Genomic DNA, 19,597 nt, shown 5'->3' with positions numbered 1-19,597 from the left:
GCTCATTCGGGGCCGTGCGTCCTGCACATCAAAGCACCGCGACGACCCGCACATCGCCTTCGACCGACGGAATCACCTGCCCGCCGACGCGCCGGAACGTGATCGTCGCGGTTTTATCGCCCAGCCGCAGATCGCCAATTTCCAGCCAGTCGATGCCCTCGGGCAGCTCGGGCCGGTCGATGCGCACTTCTTCGTTGATGGCATCCACCGTCATGCCGAGACACGCTTCGAGAATCATGAAGGGCGTGCCAGCGGCCCACGCCTGCGGCAGGCACGCGACCGGATAGGCGATGGGCCGCTCGCCGCGTTGCCGTGTGAATCCGCAGAAAAGCTCGGGCAGGCGCATATCGAACGTGACGGCTGCTTCGAACAGCGATTGCAGCAGGCCCACGGCCGCGCCGCGATCGCCGTAACGGGCGAGACCGCGCGCGCACAGCGCCGTGTCGTGCGGCCACACCGAGCCGTTGTGATACGACATCGGATTAAAGCGCGGCTGCCCTGCCGCGAGCGTGCGCACGCCCCAGCCGGTATGAAAGAGCGTTGATTCGAGCTGACGCGCGACGGCCTCGCCGCGCTTGCGGTCGACCAGATCGAACGCGAGCAGATGTCCCGCATTCGACGACAGCACGCGGCACAGCTCACCCTTGCCATCGAGCGCGATGCCGTAAAACTCCAGCTCCGGCATCCAGTACATCTCCTCGACGCGCTCGCGGATATGACGCGCGCGGCGCTCGAAGTCGCTTGCGTTGACGTCGTCGCCGCGTTCGCGAGCAAGGCGCGCCATCGTGGAGAACGCGGTCGACGCGTAGCCCTGCACTTCGACGAGCGATATCGGCCCGATGGGGAATTTGCCGTCCGCGTGAAAGACCGAATCCTGACTGTCCTTCCAGCCCTGATTCGCCAGCCCATGCTCGGACGCGCGCTGGTAGTCGAGCAGGCCGTACGGATTCTTGTCGCAATGGCGCGCGACCCATTGCGCCGCGAGTTGCAGCGCCGGCCAGATTTCGTCGATCAGGGCGCGGTCGCCGGTGCGCTCCGCATATGCGCCCGCCAGCACGATGAAGAGCGGCGTGCTGTCGACGCCGCCGTAGTACAGCGCGAACGGCACCTCGCCGGTCGCCGCCATCTCGCTCTTGCGCGTTTCGTGCATGATCTTGCCGATTTCGGCATCGCGGAACGCCGAATCCTCGCGCGCCTGATTCGCCGCGAGAAAGCGCAGCACGCCGCGCGCGAGCGTGGGATGCAGCCAGAGCATTTGCAGCGACGTGATGATCGCGTCGCGGCCGAACGCCGTCGAGAACCACGGAATGCCGGCGTAGGGATACGGGCCGGTTTCGAGATCGGTGGTGAGCAGGCCGAGATCGGCAAGCGAACGGTCGATCCATTCGCTGAAGAGCGGGTTGCTCGAACGCACGCGCGCGCTCGCACGGCGTCTGTCGCGCATGCGCCTATGCGCCTCCACGAGCGCATCGCGGATCGCCGGACGGCCCGATTCGGGCGCGCACTCGGCGGCTTCCGCCGCGTTGCGCTTGCTTTCCTCGCTCGCGTCGGAAAGCGCGTGCGTCACCGCCGTCACCGACAAATACACGGAGATCGCGGTTTCCGACTGGATATGCAGCGCGTAGTCGGCGCGCGTCGGCGACAGAACGTCCGGCGCGGGCGTGAACTGGATTCGCGCCGTCCGCTCCACTTCATCCAGGCCGACGTAACGCAACACGACTTCGCCGTTTTCGACCGTCGGCGTCCGCAATGTCCCGCGCTTGCCGCGTTTCGCGCCGCGCACCTCGAACATGTCGAGAAAGTCCGCAGCGAAGGAGATGGACAGCGGCACCGTGGAGGGCTCCGTGCCGTAGTTGGTCAGCACGATACTTTCGTGCAGCACGTGCCCCGACAGCACGCGCTTGCGTTCGACGTGAATCACGCCTTCCGGCGTGCGCGCCCCGCCGATCGGCGGCAGCGGGCGATTCGTCAGATGCGCCGTGAATACGGCGTTGTCGCTCGACACGCTGCCCGAAAGCAGCGATGGCGCCCGGCCGCCGAACGTGAGCACCAGTTCCGACAGCACGCGCGTGTCGTTGACGAAGAGGCCGTCGTCGCCGCCGCGAATGTCGCCGTTGGCGTCGTAGACGGCGAACGTGTTGCCCGACTTCAGCACGAACTGGCGTTCGCTTGGCAAGTTCGCGTTCTCGGTCGGAATGAAGGCTTCATCCGGCACCCTTGGTTGGGATCCCTGCGTTTGTTGTTGCTGTTGTTGCTGGTGTTGCGTCTGTTCCTGTGTATTCATTGCACCTTCCTGAAAGTTATCTGAAGGGTGTTCGTGAGTCACTTCGGGACACGCTCCAAAGTGCTGGACGCCGCAATCGCCCGGCCGGCGCTGCTTTCCGTGCAGCAGCCGGGCCGCTTACCCGCTATCATCGACGGTTTTTCGACCCAAACACGCCTTCCGGGTTCTCCGCGCGCAATGCCATTTCCGCATATCGACTTACTTTATTCTGCCTCAGGACTCGCGGTGGGTTTCCTGGTAGGTTTGACAGGTGTAGGCGGCGGCTCCCTGATGACGCCGCTGCTCGTCCTGCTGTTCGGCATCCATCCGGCGACCGCTGTCGGCACCGACCTGCTGTATGCCGCCGCGACAAAATCCGCCGGCACGCTCGTCCACAGCACCAAAGGCTCGGTCGACTGGCGCATCACCGGCCGCCTCGCGGCGGGCAGCGTGCCGGCCGCGGCCATTACGCTCTACCTTCTGCACGCGCATGGCATTACGTCGCCGGACACCGCGCGCCTCATTCAGTCGATACTCGGCACGGCGCTGCTCATCACCGCCATTTCGCTGATCTTCAGGCCGCAACTCGCACGTTTTGCCTACAAGAAAGGACACGGCCGTCCCGAACATCCCACGCGCACCGCCGCGTGGACGATTCTCACCGGCGCGATTCTCGGCATGCTGGTCTCGATCACTTCCGTAGGCGCGGGCGCGATTGGCGTGACCGTGCTGCTCCTGCTGTATCCGCGTCTCGCGACGGTGCGCATCGTCGGCTCCGACGTGGCTCACGCGGTGCCGCTGACGCTGATCGCCGGCGCCGGGCACTGGATGCTCGGCTCGGTCGACTGGGCGCTGCTCGCCTCGCTCCTCGTGGGCTCGATTCCGGGCATCGCCATTGGCAGCATGTTGTCTTCCAAGGCGCCGGAAAAGCTGCTGCGTTACCTGCTCGCCGCGACGCTCGTTCTCGTCGGAGCAAAGCTCGTGTTCAGTTGATGTTAGTCACGCTCGCCGGCGCTTTCCAGTCGGCCGAAAGACATAGGCCGATTCGCACGTTGTTCCTGTTTTTTGCCTATGCCGTTCGGCCGGGTTTCCCGCAGCCGGGCGATGCGGCATCATCCTCACTCAGTCGCGCTGCCCGACGCAACGGCGGGCGGGCCGGGGCGTCGCGTCACGGGCGCGTCATCTAAATCACGAGGAGTCAGGCGATGAATGAGCACGATCATCCGCAGCACGAGCTTCCCTCCGGCAACGAAACGTCATCCGGCGACGCACCCGCGGACCCCGCGCGGCGGCGCCTTCTCGCCGCCGGAGTGGGTCTTGCGGGGCTGTCGCTCGGCGGGTGCAACCTGTTCGAAAACAAGCCGACCACCCCGAAAACAGCGGCTGATATCGCGCTGGATCGCACGCTGATGGCGAAAGTGCGAAACATCGTCGTGATTTACGCGGAGAACCGCAGCTTCACGAATCTGTACGGCAACTATCCGGGCGTGCAATATCCGCTTTCGGCCGTGCCTGCGTCGCACTACACGCAGCTCGATCGAGACGGCGTCACGCCCATGCCCGCGCTGCCGAAAATCTGGGGCGGGCTCGTGCCACAGGCGCAGGAAGTCGGTGGCAGGCGCTACGCGATCACCGAGCAGCAAATCGCCGACCTGCGCAACGCGCCCTTCCAGATAATGGATGCCCAGGGCGCGCCGCTGCCCAGTTCCGTCATCACGCGCGACCTCGTGCATCGGTTCTATCAGAATCAGATGCAAATCAACGCGGGGCGTAACAATCAGTTCGCGGCGTGGGGCGATTCGGGCGGCCTCGTCATGGGCCACTACCAGAATTCGCCGGACACGCTGAAGCTGTGGGGTCTCGCGCAGCAGTACACGCTCTGCGACAACTTCTTCATGTCGGCGTTCGGCGGCTCCTGGCTGAACCACATTTTCCTGATCTCCGCGCAGGCGCCCCTCTATCCCGACGCGAAGAGCGGACCGGCGGCGAAGCTGCTTGCGGTTGTCGATGGCGACGATCCTACAGCTTCGCGCCTCAGACTCGCGCCGGATTCGCCGAAATCCGCGCTCGAAGGCCCGCCGAAGTTCGTTCGCGACGGCGCACTCACGGCCGACGGCTACGCGGTCAACACGATGTTCCCGCCCTATCAGCCAAGCAACGTGCCGCCGCCGCAGGGCGGCGATCCGCGTTATGCGGATCGTTCGAACGTATCGGTGCTACCGCCCCAGACTTACGCGACCATCGGCGATCGTCTGTCGGACAGGAACGTGGACTGGGCGTGGTACAGCGGCGCGTGGCAGTACGCGTTGGAGCATCGCGATACCGGCGCGGTGCCGGATTTCCAGTACCACCATCAACCGTTCAATTATTTTGCGAACTTCGCGCCAGGCACGGCCGCGCGTGCCCAGCATCTGCGCGATGCGGGTCTCGGCGACGATCCATCGACGAACAAGCTGCTCGCGGACATCGACGCGGGCCGCCTGCCGTCCGTCACGTTCTACAAGCCGCAGGGCAATCTCAACATGCACGCGGGTTACGCGGATGTTGCCTCGGGCGACCGCCACATCTCGAACGTGATCGAGCATATCCGGCGCGGGCCGCAGTGGGAGAACACCGTGGTTATCGTCACCGTCGACGAAAACGGCGGATGGTGGGATCACGTCTCGCCGCCGAAGGGCGATCGCTGGGGCCCCGGCTCGCGCATTCCGGCGCTCGTGATTTCGCCATTCGCGAAGAAGGGCTATGTCGATCACACCGTGTACGACACGAACTCGATCCTGCGCTTTATCTCGCGCGTGCACGATCTCGCGCCGCTCGACGGGGTCGCTTCGCGGGATCGCGCGTTTGCGGCGAGTGGTCAGGCACCGCTCGGCGATCTGACCCGATCGCTCGATCTCGCCTGACGGCTACTGTCGCTCGATCCACGCGCGGGCCGAAATTTCCAGCAAGTAGCCGTAATGGAGCGCGCCGACCGGCACGACGGCGCGCGCCGGTTTCCACGCGCCGAAGTGACGCGCGTAAATCTCGTTGAACGCCTTCCAGTGCTCGACACCGACGAGATACACGGTCACCTCGATGCAGTCCGCGAAGCTCGCCCCAGCTGCTTCCAGCACGGTGCGCAGATTGGCAAGCGTCTGTTCGGCCTGTTCTTCGAACGGAAGATCGCCGGTGTGCGTGCCGTCCGGGCGCATCGGCAACTGGCCGGACACGCAGACGAGATTGCCGGCGCGCGTCGCGTGGCTGTAGTGCCCGGCGGGAATCGGCAGGCCGGGAGCATTGATGAGTTCGATCGGTGGCATCGTCGGTTCGGAGGCGTTGGCGGGGTTGGATTATTGACTTGAAGTCAAGGTTTATTTGAGACTATCACCGTTTTTGCGAAAGTCGAAACGGCTCATACTGCGTTCCATCGCAGTTTGAACTTTGAACGGAGCAAGAACATGAACATCTTTATCACGGGCGCGGGCGGTTTCATCGGCGGATCGATTGCGGCGGGACTCGCGCGCGACGGTCATCGCGTGCGCGGACTCATCCGTCGTGCGGAACAGGCCGACGACCTGAAGCGTCTCGATATCGAACCGGTGATCGGCAGTCTGGATGACACGGACCTGCTCGCCGCCGAAGCGCGCAACGCCGATGCGGTCATCAACGCGGCGAGCAGCGATCATCGCGGCGCGGTCGAAGCGCTGATCGGCGCGCTGGAAGGCACGGACAAGCCGTTTCTGCATACAAGCGGTTCGAGCATCGTCGGCGATGCGTCGGGCGGCGAGGCATCGGACAAAATCTACACCGAGGACGATCTGCCCGAGCCGACGCCCGACAAGGCGCCGCGCGTCGCGATCGACAATCTCGTGCTCGACGCTGCCAAACGCGGCGTGCGCTCGGCCGTGCTCTGCAACACGCTGATCTACGGCCACGGCGCGGTGCCGAATACTTCGAGCGTGCAGTTGCCGCGTCTGGAGCGGCAAGCGCGCAAAAGCGGCATCGTTCGGCATGTGGGACGCGGATTGAACATCTGGTCGAACGTGCATATCGACGATGTCGTCGCGATTTATCGGCTCGCGCTGGAGAAATCGCCTGCGGGCATGTTCTACTTTGTCGAAAGCGGCGAAGCGCAGTTCCGCGACATGACGAAGTCGATGGCGAAGGCACTCGATCTGCGCGGTCCGGAAGACTGGCCGCTCGAGCAGGCGATCGAAGAATGGGGCTACGAAATGGCGTCGTACGGCCTCGGCTCGAACAGCCGCGTGCGCAGCAAGCGCACGCGCGACATGCTCGGCTGGCAGCCGAAGCGCACGTCGGTCATCGAATGGATCGAGAAGGAACTGGTCGGCTAACGTGCGTGGCGCGGAAAATTGGCTTGACCAATTTCGCCGCGCCATCGTGTGCGTAACGTTACTTCAACGCGCTCGCGAACTTCTCAATGTCCGCGTCCGGCATGCCCGACTTCGCGGCCGAATCGCGGATCTGCGTCCACGTCGTCGGATCGATCGCAATGCCATTCGCGGTGCGCTCCGCGCGCCGCGCCTCTTCCGGCTCGCCTGGCGCCTGAATCGCGTCGACGCCTTCCGCGCGCGGCGATGCCTTCATCCATTCGAGGAACGCCTCGGCTTCGGCTTGCGCGGCGGGCGCATCGAATGCGTTCGGATCGACGATCACCGAGGTCATGCAGTTGATGATCGCGCTCGATTTCTCCAGCGTTTCCTCGTGCGTCGTGTAGCCGCCCGAAAGCGCGCCGCCGAAAATTTCGCACAGCGCGGCGAGCCCCGAACCCTTGTGCAGGCCGAACGCGGTGAGCGAGCCGAACGGCTCTTCGTGCATCACCTTCGGTTCGATGGTCGGCTTGCCTTCGTGATCGAGCAGCATGCCCGGCGCAACCTTCACGCCCTTGTTGTATGCGACGCGCGTCTTGCCGTAAGCGATGCCCGCGGTCGCGAAATCGAGCACGAGCGGGCTTTTGCCGTCGCGCGGATACGCGGCGCAGAACGGATTCGTGCCGAAGCGCCGGTCGATCCCGCCGAACGGCGCGACGAGCGGATCGCCCGCCACGTTCACGAAGTGGAACGACACCAGCCCCGCCTTCGCGCACTGCTCCGCCCAGTGTCCGATGCGTCCGATGTGGTGCGCGTTGCGCAGCCCGACCGCGCAGACGCCGAGCTTTTTCGCCCGCTCGATGCCGTGCTCCATCGCCTCGTAGGCGACGACCTGGCCGAAACCCTTGCGGCCGTCGATGGTCAGCACCGCGCCCGCGTCGCGCACGATTTCGGCGTGCGTGTTGAGCTTCAGTTGCCCTTCGCCGAGCGACGCGACATAGCGCGGAATCATGCCGACGCCATGCGAATCGTGGCCCGACAGATTCGACATCACGAGGTGATCCGCGACCAGTTCCGCTTCGCGCGGCGCGCTGCCGGCGGATTCCCAGATCGCGCGGACGTAGGCGTGCAGCGTGTCCGCGGCGATGCGCTGTTCGGCGGCGGAAGGGGTCGGCGTGAGGGATGCATTCATTGCGACAATCGTCTCCGTAGTTGATGGCTCGCGCGCCCGATTTTTCTGAGTCGCGCGGGCTTATTACTTTACAGACGATCAACTGGCCTTACCAGTTTGTTTTTCAGAAATCGCTGAAACTGGCGAAAAAAAACCCGGACGAGCCGGGCTTTTCGAACCATCGACCGATCGAAGAACGCTCAAGGCGCCGCCGCGATTACCTCGGCCACCGACGCCGTCAGCTTCTTCGCATACGGCACATGAAGAAATTCGTTCGGACCATGCGCGTTCGATTTCGGCCCGAGCACGCCGCACACCATGAATTGCGAGCGCGGAAAACCTTCCTTGAGCGTATTCATCAGTGGAATCGTTCCGCCCTGCCCCATATACGCGACGTTCGCGCCGAAGTGACGTTTCGACGCCTCGTTCAGCGACGTACTCAGCCACGGCGCGAGATCGGGCGCATTCCAGCCGGTCGCCGCGCCCGCTTCGGGCTTGAAAGTCACTTTGGCGTTGTATGGCGGGTCCGTTTCGAGCAGCCGTTGCAACTGGACGATTGCCTTGCCCGCATCGACGAGCGGCGGCAGCCGCAGCGACAGCTTGAACGCCGTGCGCGGCGCGAGCACGTTGCCCGCATCCGCGAGAGGCGGCAGACCCGACGCCCCCGTCACGGTAAGCGACGGACGCCACGTCGAATTGAGCAGCGCCTCGCGCGGATCGGTGGTCGTCGGCAGAACGCTGGTGCCGTCCGCGCCGCACGCCCACGGCATCTTCTTCCATACGTCGTCGCCGAGGATGCGCGCGGTCATTTCAATTTCGCGTTTGCGCGGGATCGGAAGCGGGCAATGAAAACCGGCCGGCAGCAGATTGCCGGTGCTCGAGTCTTCCAGACGGTCGATGAGATGCCGCAGAATGCGAAACGCCGATGGCGCAATGCCGCCGTAGCCGCCCGAGTGAATGCCTTCGTCCAGCACCTGCACTTCGAGATCGCCCGCGACGAGCCCGCGCAGGGACGTCGTGAGCCAGAGCTGATCGTAGTTGCCCGCGCCGGAATCAAGGCAGATGACGAGGCCGACATCGCCGAGCCGTTCGCGCAAGGCGTCGATGTAAGGGAGCAGGTCGTAACTGCCCGACTCCTCGCACGTCTCGATGATGCCCACGCAGCGCGGACGCTCGACGCCCTGCGCATCGAGCGCCGCGAGCGCGGTGATGCTGGCATAGGTCGCGTAGCCGTCGTCAGCGCCGCCGCGTCCGTAGAGCTTGCCGTCCTCGAGTTTCGGCGTCCACGGACCGAGATCGCTGCGCCAGCCTTCGAATTCCGGCTGCTTGTCCAGATGGCCGTACAGCACGACCGTTTCGGTGCTGCCCGAGCGCGTGGCGGGCGCCTCGAAAAAGATGACCGGCGTGCGTTCCGGCAGCCGCACGATCTCGACTTTCAGACCTTTCACCGGCTGCGTCGTAATCCAGTCGACGGCATCCGTGACCACGCGCTCGATGAAACCGTGGCGCGCCCAGTCGCTATCGAACATCGGGCTTTTGGCGGGCACGGCGATGTAGTCGGTCAGCGCCGGCACGATCTCATCGTTCCATTTGCGATCCACGAAATCCCGCAGCGCGGCGGAATCGAGCCGTACCGCGTCGTGTTGCGTGCTGTCGCCGAGTGTCATGACCGTGTTTCCCTTCGAGGCAAACTTCAATCATAGACGGGATTTGCCCTCGGCTGGACCGGCACCGCGCCGCGTGTGCGCGTTTTTCAATGTTGCGGTGCGCTCGCCGCGTCATCGCGCGTGCCGGAAACGACGACGCGTGTCGTCGCCGGATCAGCATCGATCGCCTTTTCGGTGAACGGGAAGCGCGTCCAGCGTTTGGCCGCGAAGGCGCGCGTCGCGTCGCCCGAATGCGGCGAAGCGGGATCGTCCGACTCGGCGTGCGACAGCATCGTGTCGGCCTCCACGCCGTTTTCGCCGAAGCTTACGACCTGCACATAGCTGTCGCCCTGTCCGCTCAAGTCCATCGGATAACCCTTCGCGTCGAGCGGGCGACGCGCGCAGACGATCGTGAAATAGCCCGCTTCGTCGCAGCCGCCGTAAAGCGGCACGCGCGCGCCGTTGCGCGTCGTGTAGAGGATGTCGCCGCGCCGCGAATCGAGCGCGAAACCGTTGAGGCTCAGCGCGAGCGCCGCACCGCCGAGCGCCTGACGCAAGTCCTGCACGACGGCCGGATTGGCCACGTTAAGGCCCGCGGGCGTCGCGAGCGGCTTGTCCGGATCGAAGGCCGCTTCGAACAGACGATCCGGCGCGATGTGCATCGCGCGCTGCCAGAACTCGTCCCACAGATTCGCGCCGCGCGCGTCGATATCCGCCGTGCCGTTCCAGTTGCGCAGAACCTCGCAGGCTTCGCGCAGCGATCCGGCCGCGTCGTTCACCCTGCATACCGCGTCGAGCAGCGGCTGGCGGAACAGCCGCTCGGACATCGAGCCGGTTTCCAGCACCGCCGATTCGAGCGCCTCGCGCGTTACGCCGCCGCGCTCGCGTTGCAGGCGCGCGGCGAGCAGATGGCCGTAGCGCGTGCGCAGCGATTGCTCGACGCGCGTCGCGCCCGCAATGCGCGGATAGCCCGACATCGGCGCGTTCGCGTTGGTGAGCCAGTAGCTGTCGTTAAAGTTGCCGACATAATCGCCGCGCACGATGCTCGGCAGTTGCGCGATGGGCAGCGTGCCCGGCTGCGCGCTCGCCGGATCGACGCGCCACGCGCACGCGCTTTTCGAGCCGTCGAGGAATGGCACGCCCGGCGCGCGGGCCGCGAATGCGTGTCCGGCGGGCGGCGTGCACGATTGCGCGAGCGCGTCGGGCACGTTCGGGATCGGACCTAAGTCGGCAAACCATACGCGCGCGTCGTCGCGGCCGATCGCGAAGGTGTTGACCCACGGCATGCCGGCATAGCGCTTCTGGATCGCCATGAAATCGGCGAGCGAGCGCGCCTGATTCCACGCGAAAAAGTTCTGGAACGCGCGCGTGTTGTCGACGTTCACATCCGCGATCGCGTACGCGCGCTGCGCGCTCCATCCGAGTCCCGGCGCCATCGACGAGAGATCGACGACCGGCCCGAAGCGCGTTCTATACAGCGTGCGCGACACGGATTCGTACGTGCCATCGTCGCGGCGCGCGCGCACGGTGAGCGGCACGGGCGTCATCGGCTCGCTTTGACCATCGACGAGATAGCGCGCCGGATCGGCGGGATCGAGCGTCAACTGAAAGATGCCGAAACGCCGTGCGCTCGACACCGTATGCGTCCACGCGATGTTCTCGTTGAAGCCGAGGACGATCAGCGGCACGCCCAGAAACGACACGCCCGCGACGTTCACTTGCCCGGGAATCGTCAGTTGCGCCTGATAGAAACGGTCGGGGCCGCGCCAGAACCAGTGCGGATTGCCGAACAGGAGACTGCGCCTGTCGCGGGTGATCGGCGCGCCGAACGCGAGCGCATTGCTGCCGATGCCCGGATTTTCGCCGATGGGAAAGCGCAACACGTCGCGCACGGTCGATGCGCCGTCACCGACCGTCGCCGCTTTCGGCGGATGCGCGATTGCGATCGGCGTCACGAAGCGCGCGGAGCCGCCCGCGAGATTGGCGGCGATCAGGCGCAGGTAGATATCGTCGGCGCTGATCTTGTCGACCCACGGCTTGCCGCGGCATGCCGCGTGCGCGCCCGAAAAACTGCCCGCGTTCAGATCGGCGAGATAGCGGTCGTAGCCGTTCGCGAAGCCGTCGATCAGGTCGCGCAGTTCAGGCGTCTGCGCCGCGCGGAAACGCTCGACCGCCACCTCGCCGCCGATCAGCCGGAAGAAGAAATCGGCGTCGATATTGCGCGGCTGGCCGAAGGTCGCGGCGGCGGGCGGGCGCGCATCGGGGCCGAAATAAGCCGAGCGCTCGCCGCGATACGTGACGAAGCCATCGGCGAGCGTGCACAGATTGTCCTGCGCCTGCGCGTAGCCGAAACCGAAGCCGAGGCTGCCCCAGTCGGCCGCGCGGATGTGCGGGATGCCGTCCTGCGTGCGGCGGATTTCGGCGCGCCAGGCCGTCTGGGCGCTGGAGTCGGGCTGCGCGGGCGCGGCACAGCCGGCGAGCAACGCGCCCGCGAGTGCGCCGGCGATCGCAAGGCTGACGATCTGATTCATCGCGTGAAGTCCTCGGTCCGATCGACGTGATGACGAGGCGCCATCGTCGCCCCGCGCGCAGTATCGCATTGTGCATGGCGCGATACGCCGCCAAAGTGTAGCCGTGAAGGCCGATGCACAATGAAGCGATGACCGATCTCCCAACCGATCGCGCCCGCTCCGCCGACGATCCACGCCCGCTGCCGCCCGAGCGCCCGCTGCCGGAAGACTGCTGCCAGAGCGGCTGCAATCCATGCATCTTCGATCTGTATCAGGAGGAACTGGCGCGTTACAGGGCGGCGCTGCGCGCGTGGGAGGCGCGCCACGCCGAGCAATGAATCTTTACCGCCGATTCGAGCAGGCGAACGGGCGCGGCGCTATGCTTCTCTCCCCTGTCACTAACGAATCAGAATCTCAAGGAGAACAATCCATGTCCCTCACGATGTATCGCGCATCGATTCCGGTCTTCATTCGCGGACTCGAAGTGTGCGCGGATCTGCTGAAGAAAGGCGCCGCCTTCGCCGATGAGAAAGGCCTCGCTCACGCCGATGTCATCAACGCGCGCCTCGCGCCCGACATGCTGCCGCTCGCCGCGCAGATCCAGCGCGCAAGCGATACGGCGAAGCTGTCGGCGGCGCGTCTGTCGGAAGTCGAAGCGCCGCGTTTCGAGGACAACGAAGATAGCTTCGAGGCATTGCAGGCGCGCATCGAGAAGACCATCGCATTTCTGAAAAGTATCGACAAGGCGTCGTTCGCGGCCTGCGAAACGCGCACGATCACGCTAAAGTTTCCGGATTTCTCGCCGTCGTTTTCCGGCGACGATTATCTCTTCGGTTTCGGCTTGCCGAACTTCTACTTCCACGTCGTTACGACGCACGACATCCTGCGCCATCTCGGCGTGCCGATCGGCAAGCGCGATTTTCTCGGTCCGCTGAAGTAATTTCGAGAGCCGGGCGCGGCGTCAGCCCTGCCGCGCCGCGATCTGCTTGCGCCAGCCCGCGAGGATGCGTCGCGCGAGCGCGTCGTAGTCGCCGCCGAAGTGATGATCGCCCGGCAGCTTCACCACGTCGATGCCCGTCTTCGTCAGATCAGGGCACAGCGTATCTTCTTCTTTTTCGCCGTAGATGCATTGCACCATCGACGGCGGCAGCTTGTTCAATTCCGGCCGCACTTTGAGCGCCTTGTCGCTTGCCTTCATGCCGAGCCAGCCCGTCACGCGGATCTGGAAGTCGGCGTCGGGCGCGAAACCCATTAGCGAGATATAGGACACTTGCGCGCGCGCCGCGTCGGGCAGACGGTTATAGGCGAACGGCATTACATCCGCGCCGAACGAATAGCCGACGAGCGCCACATGGCTCGTATGCCAGCGCGCGTTGTAAGCGCGGATCACGCGGGCGAGATCGTTGGCGGTCTGCTGCGGCGACTTCTCGCTCCAGAAGTAGCGCAGCGAGTCGATGCCGATGACCGACACGCCGTCGCGTTGCAGCGCGAGCGCCATTGTCTTGTCGAGATCGCGCCAGCCGCCGTCGCCGGAAATGACGATGGCGAGCAGATCGGTCGGCTGCGCGGCGCGCAATTCGATCAGCGGCAGATCGGAGACGTCGCCGTCGCTCAAAGGCTCGGGCTTTTTCAGATGGGGCGCGGCCATCGCGACGAGCGCGTCGGCTTTCGAGCGGCCCGCTTCGAGCACCGCCGTGTATTCGAAGAAGCCCGGCAGACCTTTCGCGTGGATGATGGCTGCATCCGGCGCGCACGGATTGAAGCGCGGGTCGAGCATCGGATCGGCGGCGAGCGACACGGCGCCCGCGACGGTGTTGTCGGGCGCCTGCTTGAGCGCGCTTTCCGCGACCGTCGCGCCCTGCCCCGTGCCGACGAGGATCGGCGCGAAATAGCGATTCGACTGCACGGTGCGTTCGAGCTGATGGCTCATGTTCTCCGCATCGCCGACGAGGTTGTGACAGTCCTTCTCGGTCTTGTCGGCCTGCAGCTTCGCGGCGTATTTCATCGTGTCCACGCCGACGACCATTGCGCCCTTCGCGGCGAGCGCGTCGGCGGCCTGGCTGTCGGCCGCCGTCCAGCCGTTCTTCCCGGAGAACAGCACGACGAACCCGGTCATGTCGCCCGAAGGCTTCGTCAGCGTGACCTGGCCGTAACGTCCGCCGGGAATCGACTCGGCGGCGTGCGCCGCACCGGTCACATACACACCACACACGACGGCCAACACGAGCGCCGCCGCTTTCTTGCAAAGAAATTTCATGAACGCCAGCCGCCCGCGAGGAGCGAAAGATCCGCCAAAGTGAAAAATACGCCGACCGAACCGGACGCCGCGAGATAACGCGGTTCCCAGCGCGGCTGGAACTTGCTTTTGAATCCGCGCAGACCGCGGAAGTTGTAGAAACGGCCGCCGAAACGCCACACGAGCCCGGCAAGACGATGCCAGTGCGATGCGAGCGGCGTCGGCTCCATGCCCGAAAGCGGCGCGATGCCGAGCGACAGCGACTTGAACCCCGCCTCCTTCAGATGCAGCGCGAGCTTGGTGAAGAGATATTCCATCGCGTACGGCGACGCCGCCGCGACATGACGCATCACGCCGACGGTCGCTTCGGTGTTCATGTCCGTCGTCATGAAGGTGACGAACGCGACCGGCTCGCCCTGCTGACGCACGAGCAGCACCGACTGCGCCGCGAGATATTCCTCGTTGAACGCCGCGACGGAGAAACTCTTCTCGCGCGCGGAACGGCTTTCGAGCCAGTCGTCGGAGATGGCGCGCAGCATCGGCATGCTTTCGGCGATGCGCTCCGGCCCGATCACTTCGGTATCGAAGCCATCCCGCTCGCCGCGCTTCAATGCATAACGCAGATGCGAACGATGCGAGCCCTTGAGATCGAACTCGGACAGCGCGACGTGCGCTTCCTCGCCGAGCTTCATCAGCGTGAGGCCGGCGTCGAGATAGAGCGGCAGCGCGTCGGCGCGCACCTGATAGAACGCCGCGCGGCCGTTGTGGGCGTGCGCGAGTTCGACGAACTTGCGGATGAGTTCCGCCCATTCGCGGCGCGGGCCGACGGGATCGTGCAGCGCGGCCCAGGTGCGGCCGTGCTTCGCGTACATCAGGAATGCTTCGCGCGACTCGGAGAAGATGAAGCTCTTGTCGCCCATCATCGCGAGACCGGCGTCGCTGCGTTCCTGCGCGCGGAAGATGCGCGCGGCATCGGCGAGATCTTGCGGCGCGGGCTTGACGAAGCGGCCCGCGGCCGGGCGCAGCAGTTGCCACACCGCGAAGGCCGCGGCGAACAGCGACGCCGCGAGCGTCGCGCGCAGCGCACGCGGGGCGCGCTCGTCGAAGGCGAACTGCCACCAGAGATCGCGGCTATACGGCACGTCGCGGAAGGCGAAGAACATGATCCAGACGGCGAGCGCCATCACGACGCCGATCGAGATGAGCCACGTCGCGGTGAAACGCTCGGCGAAGAGCGAGGAACGGCGATTGAAGCGCTCGCGCGTCAAAATGAGCAGGACGACGAGAAACGCGAGCACGCCCACTTCGACGAACGCGAGGCCCTTCGCGAGCGACAGCGCGAGGTTCGCGACCGCCAGCGCAAGCGCGAGCCACCAGGCGGCGTCGAGGCGGCGCATCAGCCCGCGCGCGACGAAGAGCAGCAGCACGCCGAGCACCGAGCCGAGCAGTTGCGAGCTTTCCAGCACCCACAACGGCACGATGGTCTGCAAGAGCGCGATACGCATCTTGAACGCGGGCGTCGCGCCCGAAATGACGAGCATCGAGCCGGCCGCGAACGTGACGATCGACAGAAAGAGCGGCGCGAGTTGCGAGACGTGACGCGAGCTCAAAACGTTGAAACGGCCTTTCAGCGCGCGGCCCTCGAACGCGGCCATCACGCCCGCCGACAGGATCAGCGGCAAGCCAAAGTAGATCGCGCGATACGCAAGCAGCGCGGCGAGCACGTCGGGTGTATGAACGCTGCCGCCGAGCGCGAAGACCATCGCCGCCTCGAACACGCCGACACCGCCCGGCGTATGGCCGATCATGCCGAGCAGCATCGCCGCCGAGAAAACCGTCATGAATTCGCCGAAGCCCACCTGGGGATTCGGCAGGAGCGCCCACAGCGCGAGACCGGCGCCGAAGACGTCGATGACAGCGAGCGCGGCTTGCGCGACGAAATCGCGGCGCGCAGGCACCGTGAACGCGAGCCACTTCCAGCGCGAACGCAGCGTGCGAGGCTCGCGGCCGCAGACGATGACCATCGCCGCGAACACCGCCAGAAGCGCCGCACCCGCAACGCGCAAGGCGGCTGGCGGCAGATGCATCATTTCCGGGAGCGTGCCTGCGCTGAACAACATGCCGGCGGCGGCCATGAACGCGAGCGACAGCGCGAGCGTGATGCTCGTGAAAATCGTCAGGCGGCCGACCTGCGCGGGCGTGACTTCGGCCGCGCCGTATACGCGGCAACGCACGGCGCCGCCCGTCAGCGCGCCGAAACCCGTGACGTTGCCGAGCGCGGAGCCGACCGTCGCCCCAACCCACAGCAGCGAACGCGGCATTCTGACGCCGATATGGCGAAGTCCGACCGCATCGCGCCCGACGAGCGCGGCGAAGCTGAGCGCGGTGGCGAGCAGCGCGGCGGCCCAGGCTTGCGGCGTCATCACGCGCAGCGAGTGCATCACCGATTTGTAATCGACCGAGCGCGAAAGATGCTGAAACACCACGAGCAGCAGCACGCAGATGACGATCGTGAGCGCGGGCGCGGCGAACCGCTGGAGATCGACGCCGCCGGACATGCGTCCGAGCGGAGTGTTGGCGCGAAGCCGGGCGAGCAACTTTGTGCGAGACATACGTTCTATCAAACTGGCTCAAGCCGCCTTCGTCGAAAATCGGCGATGGCAACATACATCACGGTTATCGGGATCCGCGCTCGAGATGAGACGTTGCGCGGTCGGAGAGCGCCACTTCGGCTCCCGCCGCCCGCGCTCGCGCCATACAAAAGGCTTCAAAGCGTGAAACGCCTGTATAACGGCGCCGGTTGACCCGACTTGACTAATATTGGGAAAACTACGAATAGAAAGCTTGCATTCAGTTCTGGCGCGCTTTCCCGGCCTGCACCGTGTGCCCGAACGAGCGATCGCAAGCGCTTTACGGTTTGTCAGGGAAGCGGTTAGGATCGACGGCCGCGAACGTGCCGGCGTCGAATGAACACGGGACAGTAGCTTAAGCGGATACTACAAAAAAAGGCATCGCAATCATGAAAAAAATCACTGCAATCCTGTTCGCCGCCGTCGGCGCGTCCCTTCTGGGCGGGTGCGTATCGACCGACGACGCCCTGCTCAAGACCGTGCCGTACGGCTCGGGCACCTCGCGGTATGCGCCGTACGACTTCATCCGCTGCGTGAAGGAAAAATGGACGCCGATCGCGCCGCGCGTGCGCGAATACTCGCCGAGCTCCGACACGCTGGCGGTATCGGTACCGAGCGGCGGGCCGACGAGCCAGTCGGTGGTGCTCGTCATCGCGCAGGCGTCGGCGGGCGGCACCGGTTACACGATTTACGGCGATATCGCGGCGGCGGGCCGCTACGTGACCGCGACGCACACCTGCGACTGATCCCGCTCCCGCGCGTCAGGACGGCTTGCCATTTTGCATGTCGACGCCGGCCAGATGCGTGCCGATGACCCGTCCGATCAGATAACCGTCCGATGCGCACGCGTTGACGCGCACCTTGCCGTCCCACTGGATTTTGTACTGATCGTCCTGGGAATGGACGGCGGCGGCGTCGAACTTGCGCTTCGCCTTGCCGCCGTTGCGCATGTCCTCGCCGACGAGCCGGTTCCACGTCAACGCATAGCCGTAGCGCACGCCGTCGGTGAACGCGTCGTTGTCGCAGACTTGCGATGGCGGCGTCGTCTTGAGCATCAGATGGTAGCCATTCGGGGTGCCGACCATGATCCGCCGCTCACCCGGCGGCGCCGGAGCGACGGGTGCCTTGGCTGCCGCCTGAGCCGCCTGCGTAGCCGATGCCGCGGACGCCGCCGCGGCGGCGCCGGCATCGCTCTGCTGCGGAAGCGGCGCGCACGCGCCGAGAAGCAGCGCCGCTGTCACCGTGAATGCCGTGCCGGCGCCTTGCATTTTCATGAACGTCATCCTGCGAATCACCTGCGCTGACCTTGTCTCGAAATTAGTCCGGGCTCTACCTTACCATCCCCGGCGGCATTCTTCGGAACGATGCAAAAAGACGACGCGGGCGCCCTTTCGGTGCGCCCGCGTCGAGAAAGAATGACGGAAGGTCAGGATGCCGACGATGTATTGCTCATCGGCATTTCGATACCGCGCCGCGCCATTTCGACGATCAGAAACGTTCGCCGTGTCACGTGAAAGCGCGCGAGCAGATCGCTCGAATACTCTTTGGCCGTGTTTTCGCTGATATTCATCTTCCGCGCGATCGCCTTGTTCGACAGTCCCTGCAGCAGATAGCGCAGCGTTTCGGTCAGGCGCGGCGGCAGATCGAGCGATTCGATGGTCACGCCTGCGTGCGGTGAAACCGGCTTCGGGCTGTGGCCGCCCTTGCCGAGCACGGTATTGGGCAGATAGACGCGTCCGTTGAGAATCGTTTTCAGGGCTTCGCGGAACACGCTCGCGCCCTGTTCGCTTCCCTTCGAGATGAATCCGCACGCGCCGTTCTTGATGCATTCGAGCACGGTGTCGCGGTCGTCTTGCGCCGACAACATGATCGTCTGAATCTCGCGCTCTTCCTCGCGGATCCAGTTGAGCAGATCCATGCCGGTCGCCTGGCCGCGCAGGTGGTAGTCGAGAAACATCAGATCGTAGGTGTTGGCGGAAAGCTTGGCTTTCGCCTGCTCGAAACCATCGGCTTCGTCGATTTCGAGCAAAGGCTCGTTTGCCAGGATGAGGCTTTTCATGGCGCTCCTGGTGAGCCCTTCGTCCTCTACTAGCAACACAGTTTTGAAATAGCCATTTTCCATTGCGACGCTCCGAGAACGGTTCCGATATTACGCGCGCCTTGCCCGACTTCCACCCTCCTTTCGCAGGGATACATTCGGCAGTCCCCCAAAATCCTCCGCTTCCCCTCCCCGTGCCGGGTTCAGCGGCCGGCCCGTTCGGTCGAAACTGGGTGCAGTCGAATCACCACGTCGCTCAAACGAGAATGGAGGATGAGATGTCAAGCCGTCTGGCCGCTAACGAAAGCGAATTCGCATTGTGGCGTATCAAGCGGGCGCGCGCCGGGGATGCGTCGCGCCGTGTGCTGATTGCCCATGCGGACAAGTCGGTCGGCGATTCGCTCGCCGTCCAGCTTCGGCTCAAAGGCTTGCAGGTCATCCTCTCGCAGGACATGAAATCGGTGCGCGCGCTGGTGAATAGCTGGCAGCCGCACGCGCTGCTGCTCGATACGAGCCTCGACAACGATTCCGGCTACGTCTTCCTGCGCACGCTGCGCATGGACGCCGACGTCACCGGCCGCCTGCTCGTCGCGATGAGCAACGTGTGGCCGGCCGATCCCGTGCAGACGCTCAAAGAAGCCGGTTTCGACGCCCATTGCCGCCGACCTTGCGCGACGTGGCGAATCGTCGATCTCGTCGAATCCTTCTTCTCGATGCCGCTCACACGCTGAGCTACCGGAGGTGCGCCATGAACACGGATATCTGCATCGTCGGGGGCATGTTGCCGGCGAAA

Annotated in this window: 16 protein-coding genes; 7 read left to right on the top strand and 9 right to left on the bottom strand. The window is 64.9% G+C overall.

The window, feature by feature from the left end:
* Nucleotides 1-28 precede the first annotated feature (28 nt).
* Nucleotides 29-2,284, bottom strand: coding sequence for an amylo-alpha-1,6-glucosidase (locus AWB77_RS26265; RefSeq protein WP_061137378.1), 2,256 nt, complete (start codon nucleotides 2,282-2,284; stop codon nucleotides 29-31).
* Nucleotides 2,285-2,461: 177 nt separating this feature from the next.
* Between AWB77_RS26265 and AWB77_RS26260 the strand changes: the two genes are divergently transcribed.
* Together AWB77_RS26260 and AWB77_RS26255 are read left to right on the top strand one after the other, a co-directional pair.
* A complete protein-coding gene (locus AWB77_RS26260; RefSeq protein ID WP_061137377.1) occupies nucleotides 2,462-3,256 on the top strand; it encodes a sulfite exporter TauE/SafE family protein in 795 nt (264 codons plus the stop codon).
* A 212-nt stretch (nucleotides 3,257-3,468) separates the two neighbouring features.
* The gene (locus tag AWB77_RS26255; protein WP_061137376.1) at nucleotides 3,469-5,166 is read left to right on the top strand and encodes an acid phosphatase; all 1,698 of its coding nucleotides are present in this window, start codon (nucleotides 3,469-3,471) and stop codon (nucleotides 5,164-5,166) included.
* 3 nt (nucleotides 5,167-5,169) lie between these two features.
* On the opposite strand, the gene AWB77_RS26250 is transcribed toward AWB77_RS26255, so the two are convergent.
* Nucleotides 5,170-5,562, bottom strand: a complete 393-nt coding sequence (locus AWB77_RS26250; protein ID WP_061137375.1) for a RidA family protein — start codon at nucleotides 5,560-5,562, stop codon at nucleotides 5,170-5,172.
* 138 nt (nucleotides 5,563-5,700) lie between these two features.
* Here AWB77_RS26250 and AWB77_RS26245 point away from each other — a divergent pair, with 138 nt between their 5' ends.
* Complete coding sequence (locus AWB77_RS26245) at nucleotides 5,701-6,597, top strand: NAD-dependent epimerase/dehydratase family protein (RefSeq protein WP_061137374.1); 897 nt, start codon at nucleotides 5,701-5,703, stop codon at nucleotides 6,595-6,597.
* Nucleotides 6,598-6,655: 58 nt separating this feature from the next.
* Here the strand turns inward: AWB77_RS26245 and AWB77_RS26240 are convergent, their stop codons facing one another.
* The 3 genes from AWB77_RS26240 to AWB77_RS26230 all read right to left on the bottom strand — a co-directional run bounded on the left by AWB77_RS26240 (nucleotide 6,656) and on the right by AWB77_RS26230 (nucleotide 11,921).
* On the bottom strand, nucleotides 6,656-7,765 hold the full coding sequence (locus AWB77_RS26240; RefSeq protein WP_061137373.1) for a malate/lactate/ureidoglycolate dehydrogenase: 1,110 nt from the start codon (nucleotides 7,763-7,765) through the stop codon (nucleotides 6,656-6,658).
* A 179-nt stretch (nucleotides 7,766-7,944) separates the two neighbouring features.
* On the bottom strand, nucleotides 7,945-9,411 hold the full coding sequence (locus AWB77_RS26235) for a M20 family metallopeptidase (protein WP_061137372.1): 1,467 nt from the start codon (nucleotides 9,409-9,411) through the stop codon (nucleotides 7,945-7,947).
* A gap of 86 nt (nucleotides 9,412-9,497) precedes the next feature.
* A complete protein-coding gene (locus AWB77_RS26230; protein WP_061137371.1) occupies nucleotides 9,498-11,921 on the bottom strand; it encodes a penicillin acylase family protein in 2,424 nt (807 codons plus the stop codon).
* 128 nt (nucleotides 11,922-12,049) lie between these two features.
* Between AWB77_RS26230 and AWB77_RS26225 the strand changes: the two genes are divergently transcribed.
* Together AWB77_RS26225 and AWB77_RS26220 are read left to right on the top strand one after the other, a co-directional pair.
* On the top strand, nucleotides 12,050-12,238 hold the full coding sequence (locus tag AWB77_RS26225) for an oxidoreductase-like domain-containing protein (RefSeq protein WP_061137422.1): 189 nt from the start codon (nucleotides 12,050-12,052) through the stop codon (nucleotides 12,236-12,238).
* Nucleotides 12,239-12,330: 92 nt separating this feature from the next.
* The gene (locus tag AWB77_RS26220) at nucleotides 12,331-12,840 is read left to right on the top strand and encodes a DUF1993 domain-containing protein (protein WP_061137370.1); all 510 of its coding nucleotides are present in this window, start codon (nucleotides 12,331-12,333) and stop codon (nucleotides 12,838-12,840) included.
* A 21-nt stretch (nucleotides 12,841-12,861) separates the two neighbouring features.
* Here AWB77_RS26220 and AWB77_RS26215 read toward each other — a convergent pair whose 3' ends face one another.
* Nucleotides 12,862-14,157, bottom strand: coding sequence for a virulence factor family protein (locus tag AWB77_RS26215; protein WP_061137369.1), 1,296 nt, complete (start codon nucleotides 14,155-14,157; stop codon nucleotides 12,862-12,864).
* Entirely contained in the window at nucleotides 14,154-16,694 is a 2,541-nt protein-coding gene (gene mprF / locus AWB77_RS26210) for a bifunctional lysylphosphatidylglycerol flippase/synthetase MprF (RefSeq protein ID WP_061137368.1), read from the bottom strand. The genes AWB77_RS26215 and mprF overlap by 4 nt, the downstream gene beginning before the upstream one ends.
* A gap of 461 nt (nucleotides 16,695-17,155) precedes the next feature.
* Between mprF and AWB77_RS26205 the strand changes: the two genes are divergently transcribed.
* Nucleotides 17,156-17,512, top strand: coding sequence for a hypothetical protein (locus tag AWB77_RS26205; protein WP_061137367.1), 357 nt, complete (start codon nucleotides 17,156-17,158; stop codon nucleotides 17,510-17,512).
* A gap of 15 nt (nucleotides 17,513-17,527) precedes the next feature.
* Here AWB77_RS26205 and AWB77_RS26200 read toward each other — a convergent pair whose 3' ends face one another.
* Nucleotides 17,528-18,040 (bottom strand): hypothetical protein, encoded by a 513-nt coding sequence (locus AWB77_RS26200; protein WP_244158654.1) that lies wholly within the window; start codon nucleotides 18,038-18,040, stop codon nucleotides 17,528-17,530.
* Between the two features lie 152 nt (nucleotides 18,041-18,192).
* Nucleotides 18,193-18,888 carry a response regulator transcription factor gene (locus tag AWB77_RS26195; protein WP_061137365.1) on the bottom strand — a complete coding sequence of 232 codons (696 nt, stop codon included), beginning with the start codon at nucleotides 18,886-18,888 and terminating at the stop codon, nucleotides 18,193-18,195.
* A gap of 194 nt (nucleotides 18,889-19,082) precedes the next feature.
* On the opposite strand from AWB77_RS26195, the gene AWB77_RS26190 reads away from it, so the two are divergent.
* Complete coding sequence (locus AWB77_RS26190; RefSeq protein ID WP_061137421.1) at nucleotides 19,083-19,535, top strand: response regulator; 453 nt, start codon at nucleotides 19,083-19,085, stop codon at nucleotides 19,533-19,535.
* Nucleotides 19,536-19,597: the final 62 nt, after the last annotated feature.

The sequence above is a fragment of the Caballeronia fortuita genome (assembly GCF_001544835.2).
GTDB classification, from domain to species: Bacteria; Pseudomonadota; Gammaproteobacteria; order Burkholderiales; family Burkholderiaceae; genus Caballeronia; species Caballeronia fortuita.
Note: the sequence above shows the minus strand (reverse complement) of the source record. Positions and strands in the feature narration are given on the sequence as shown.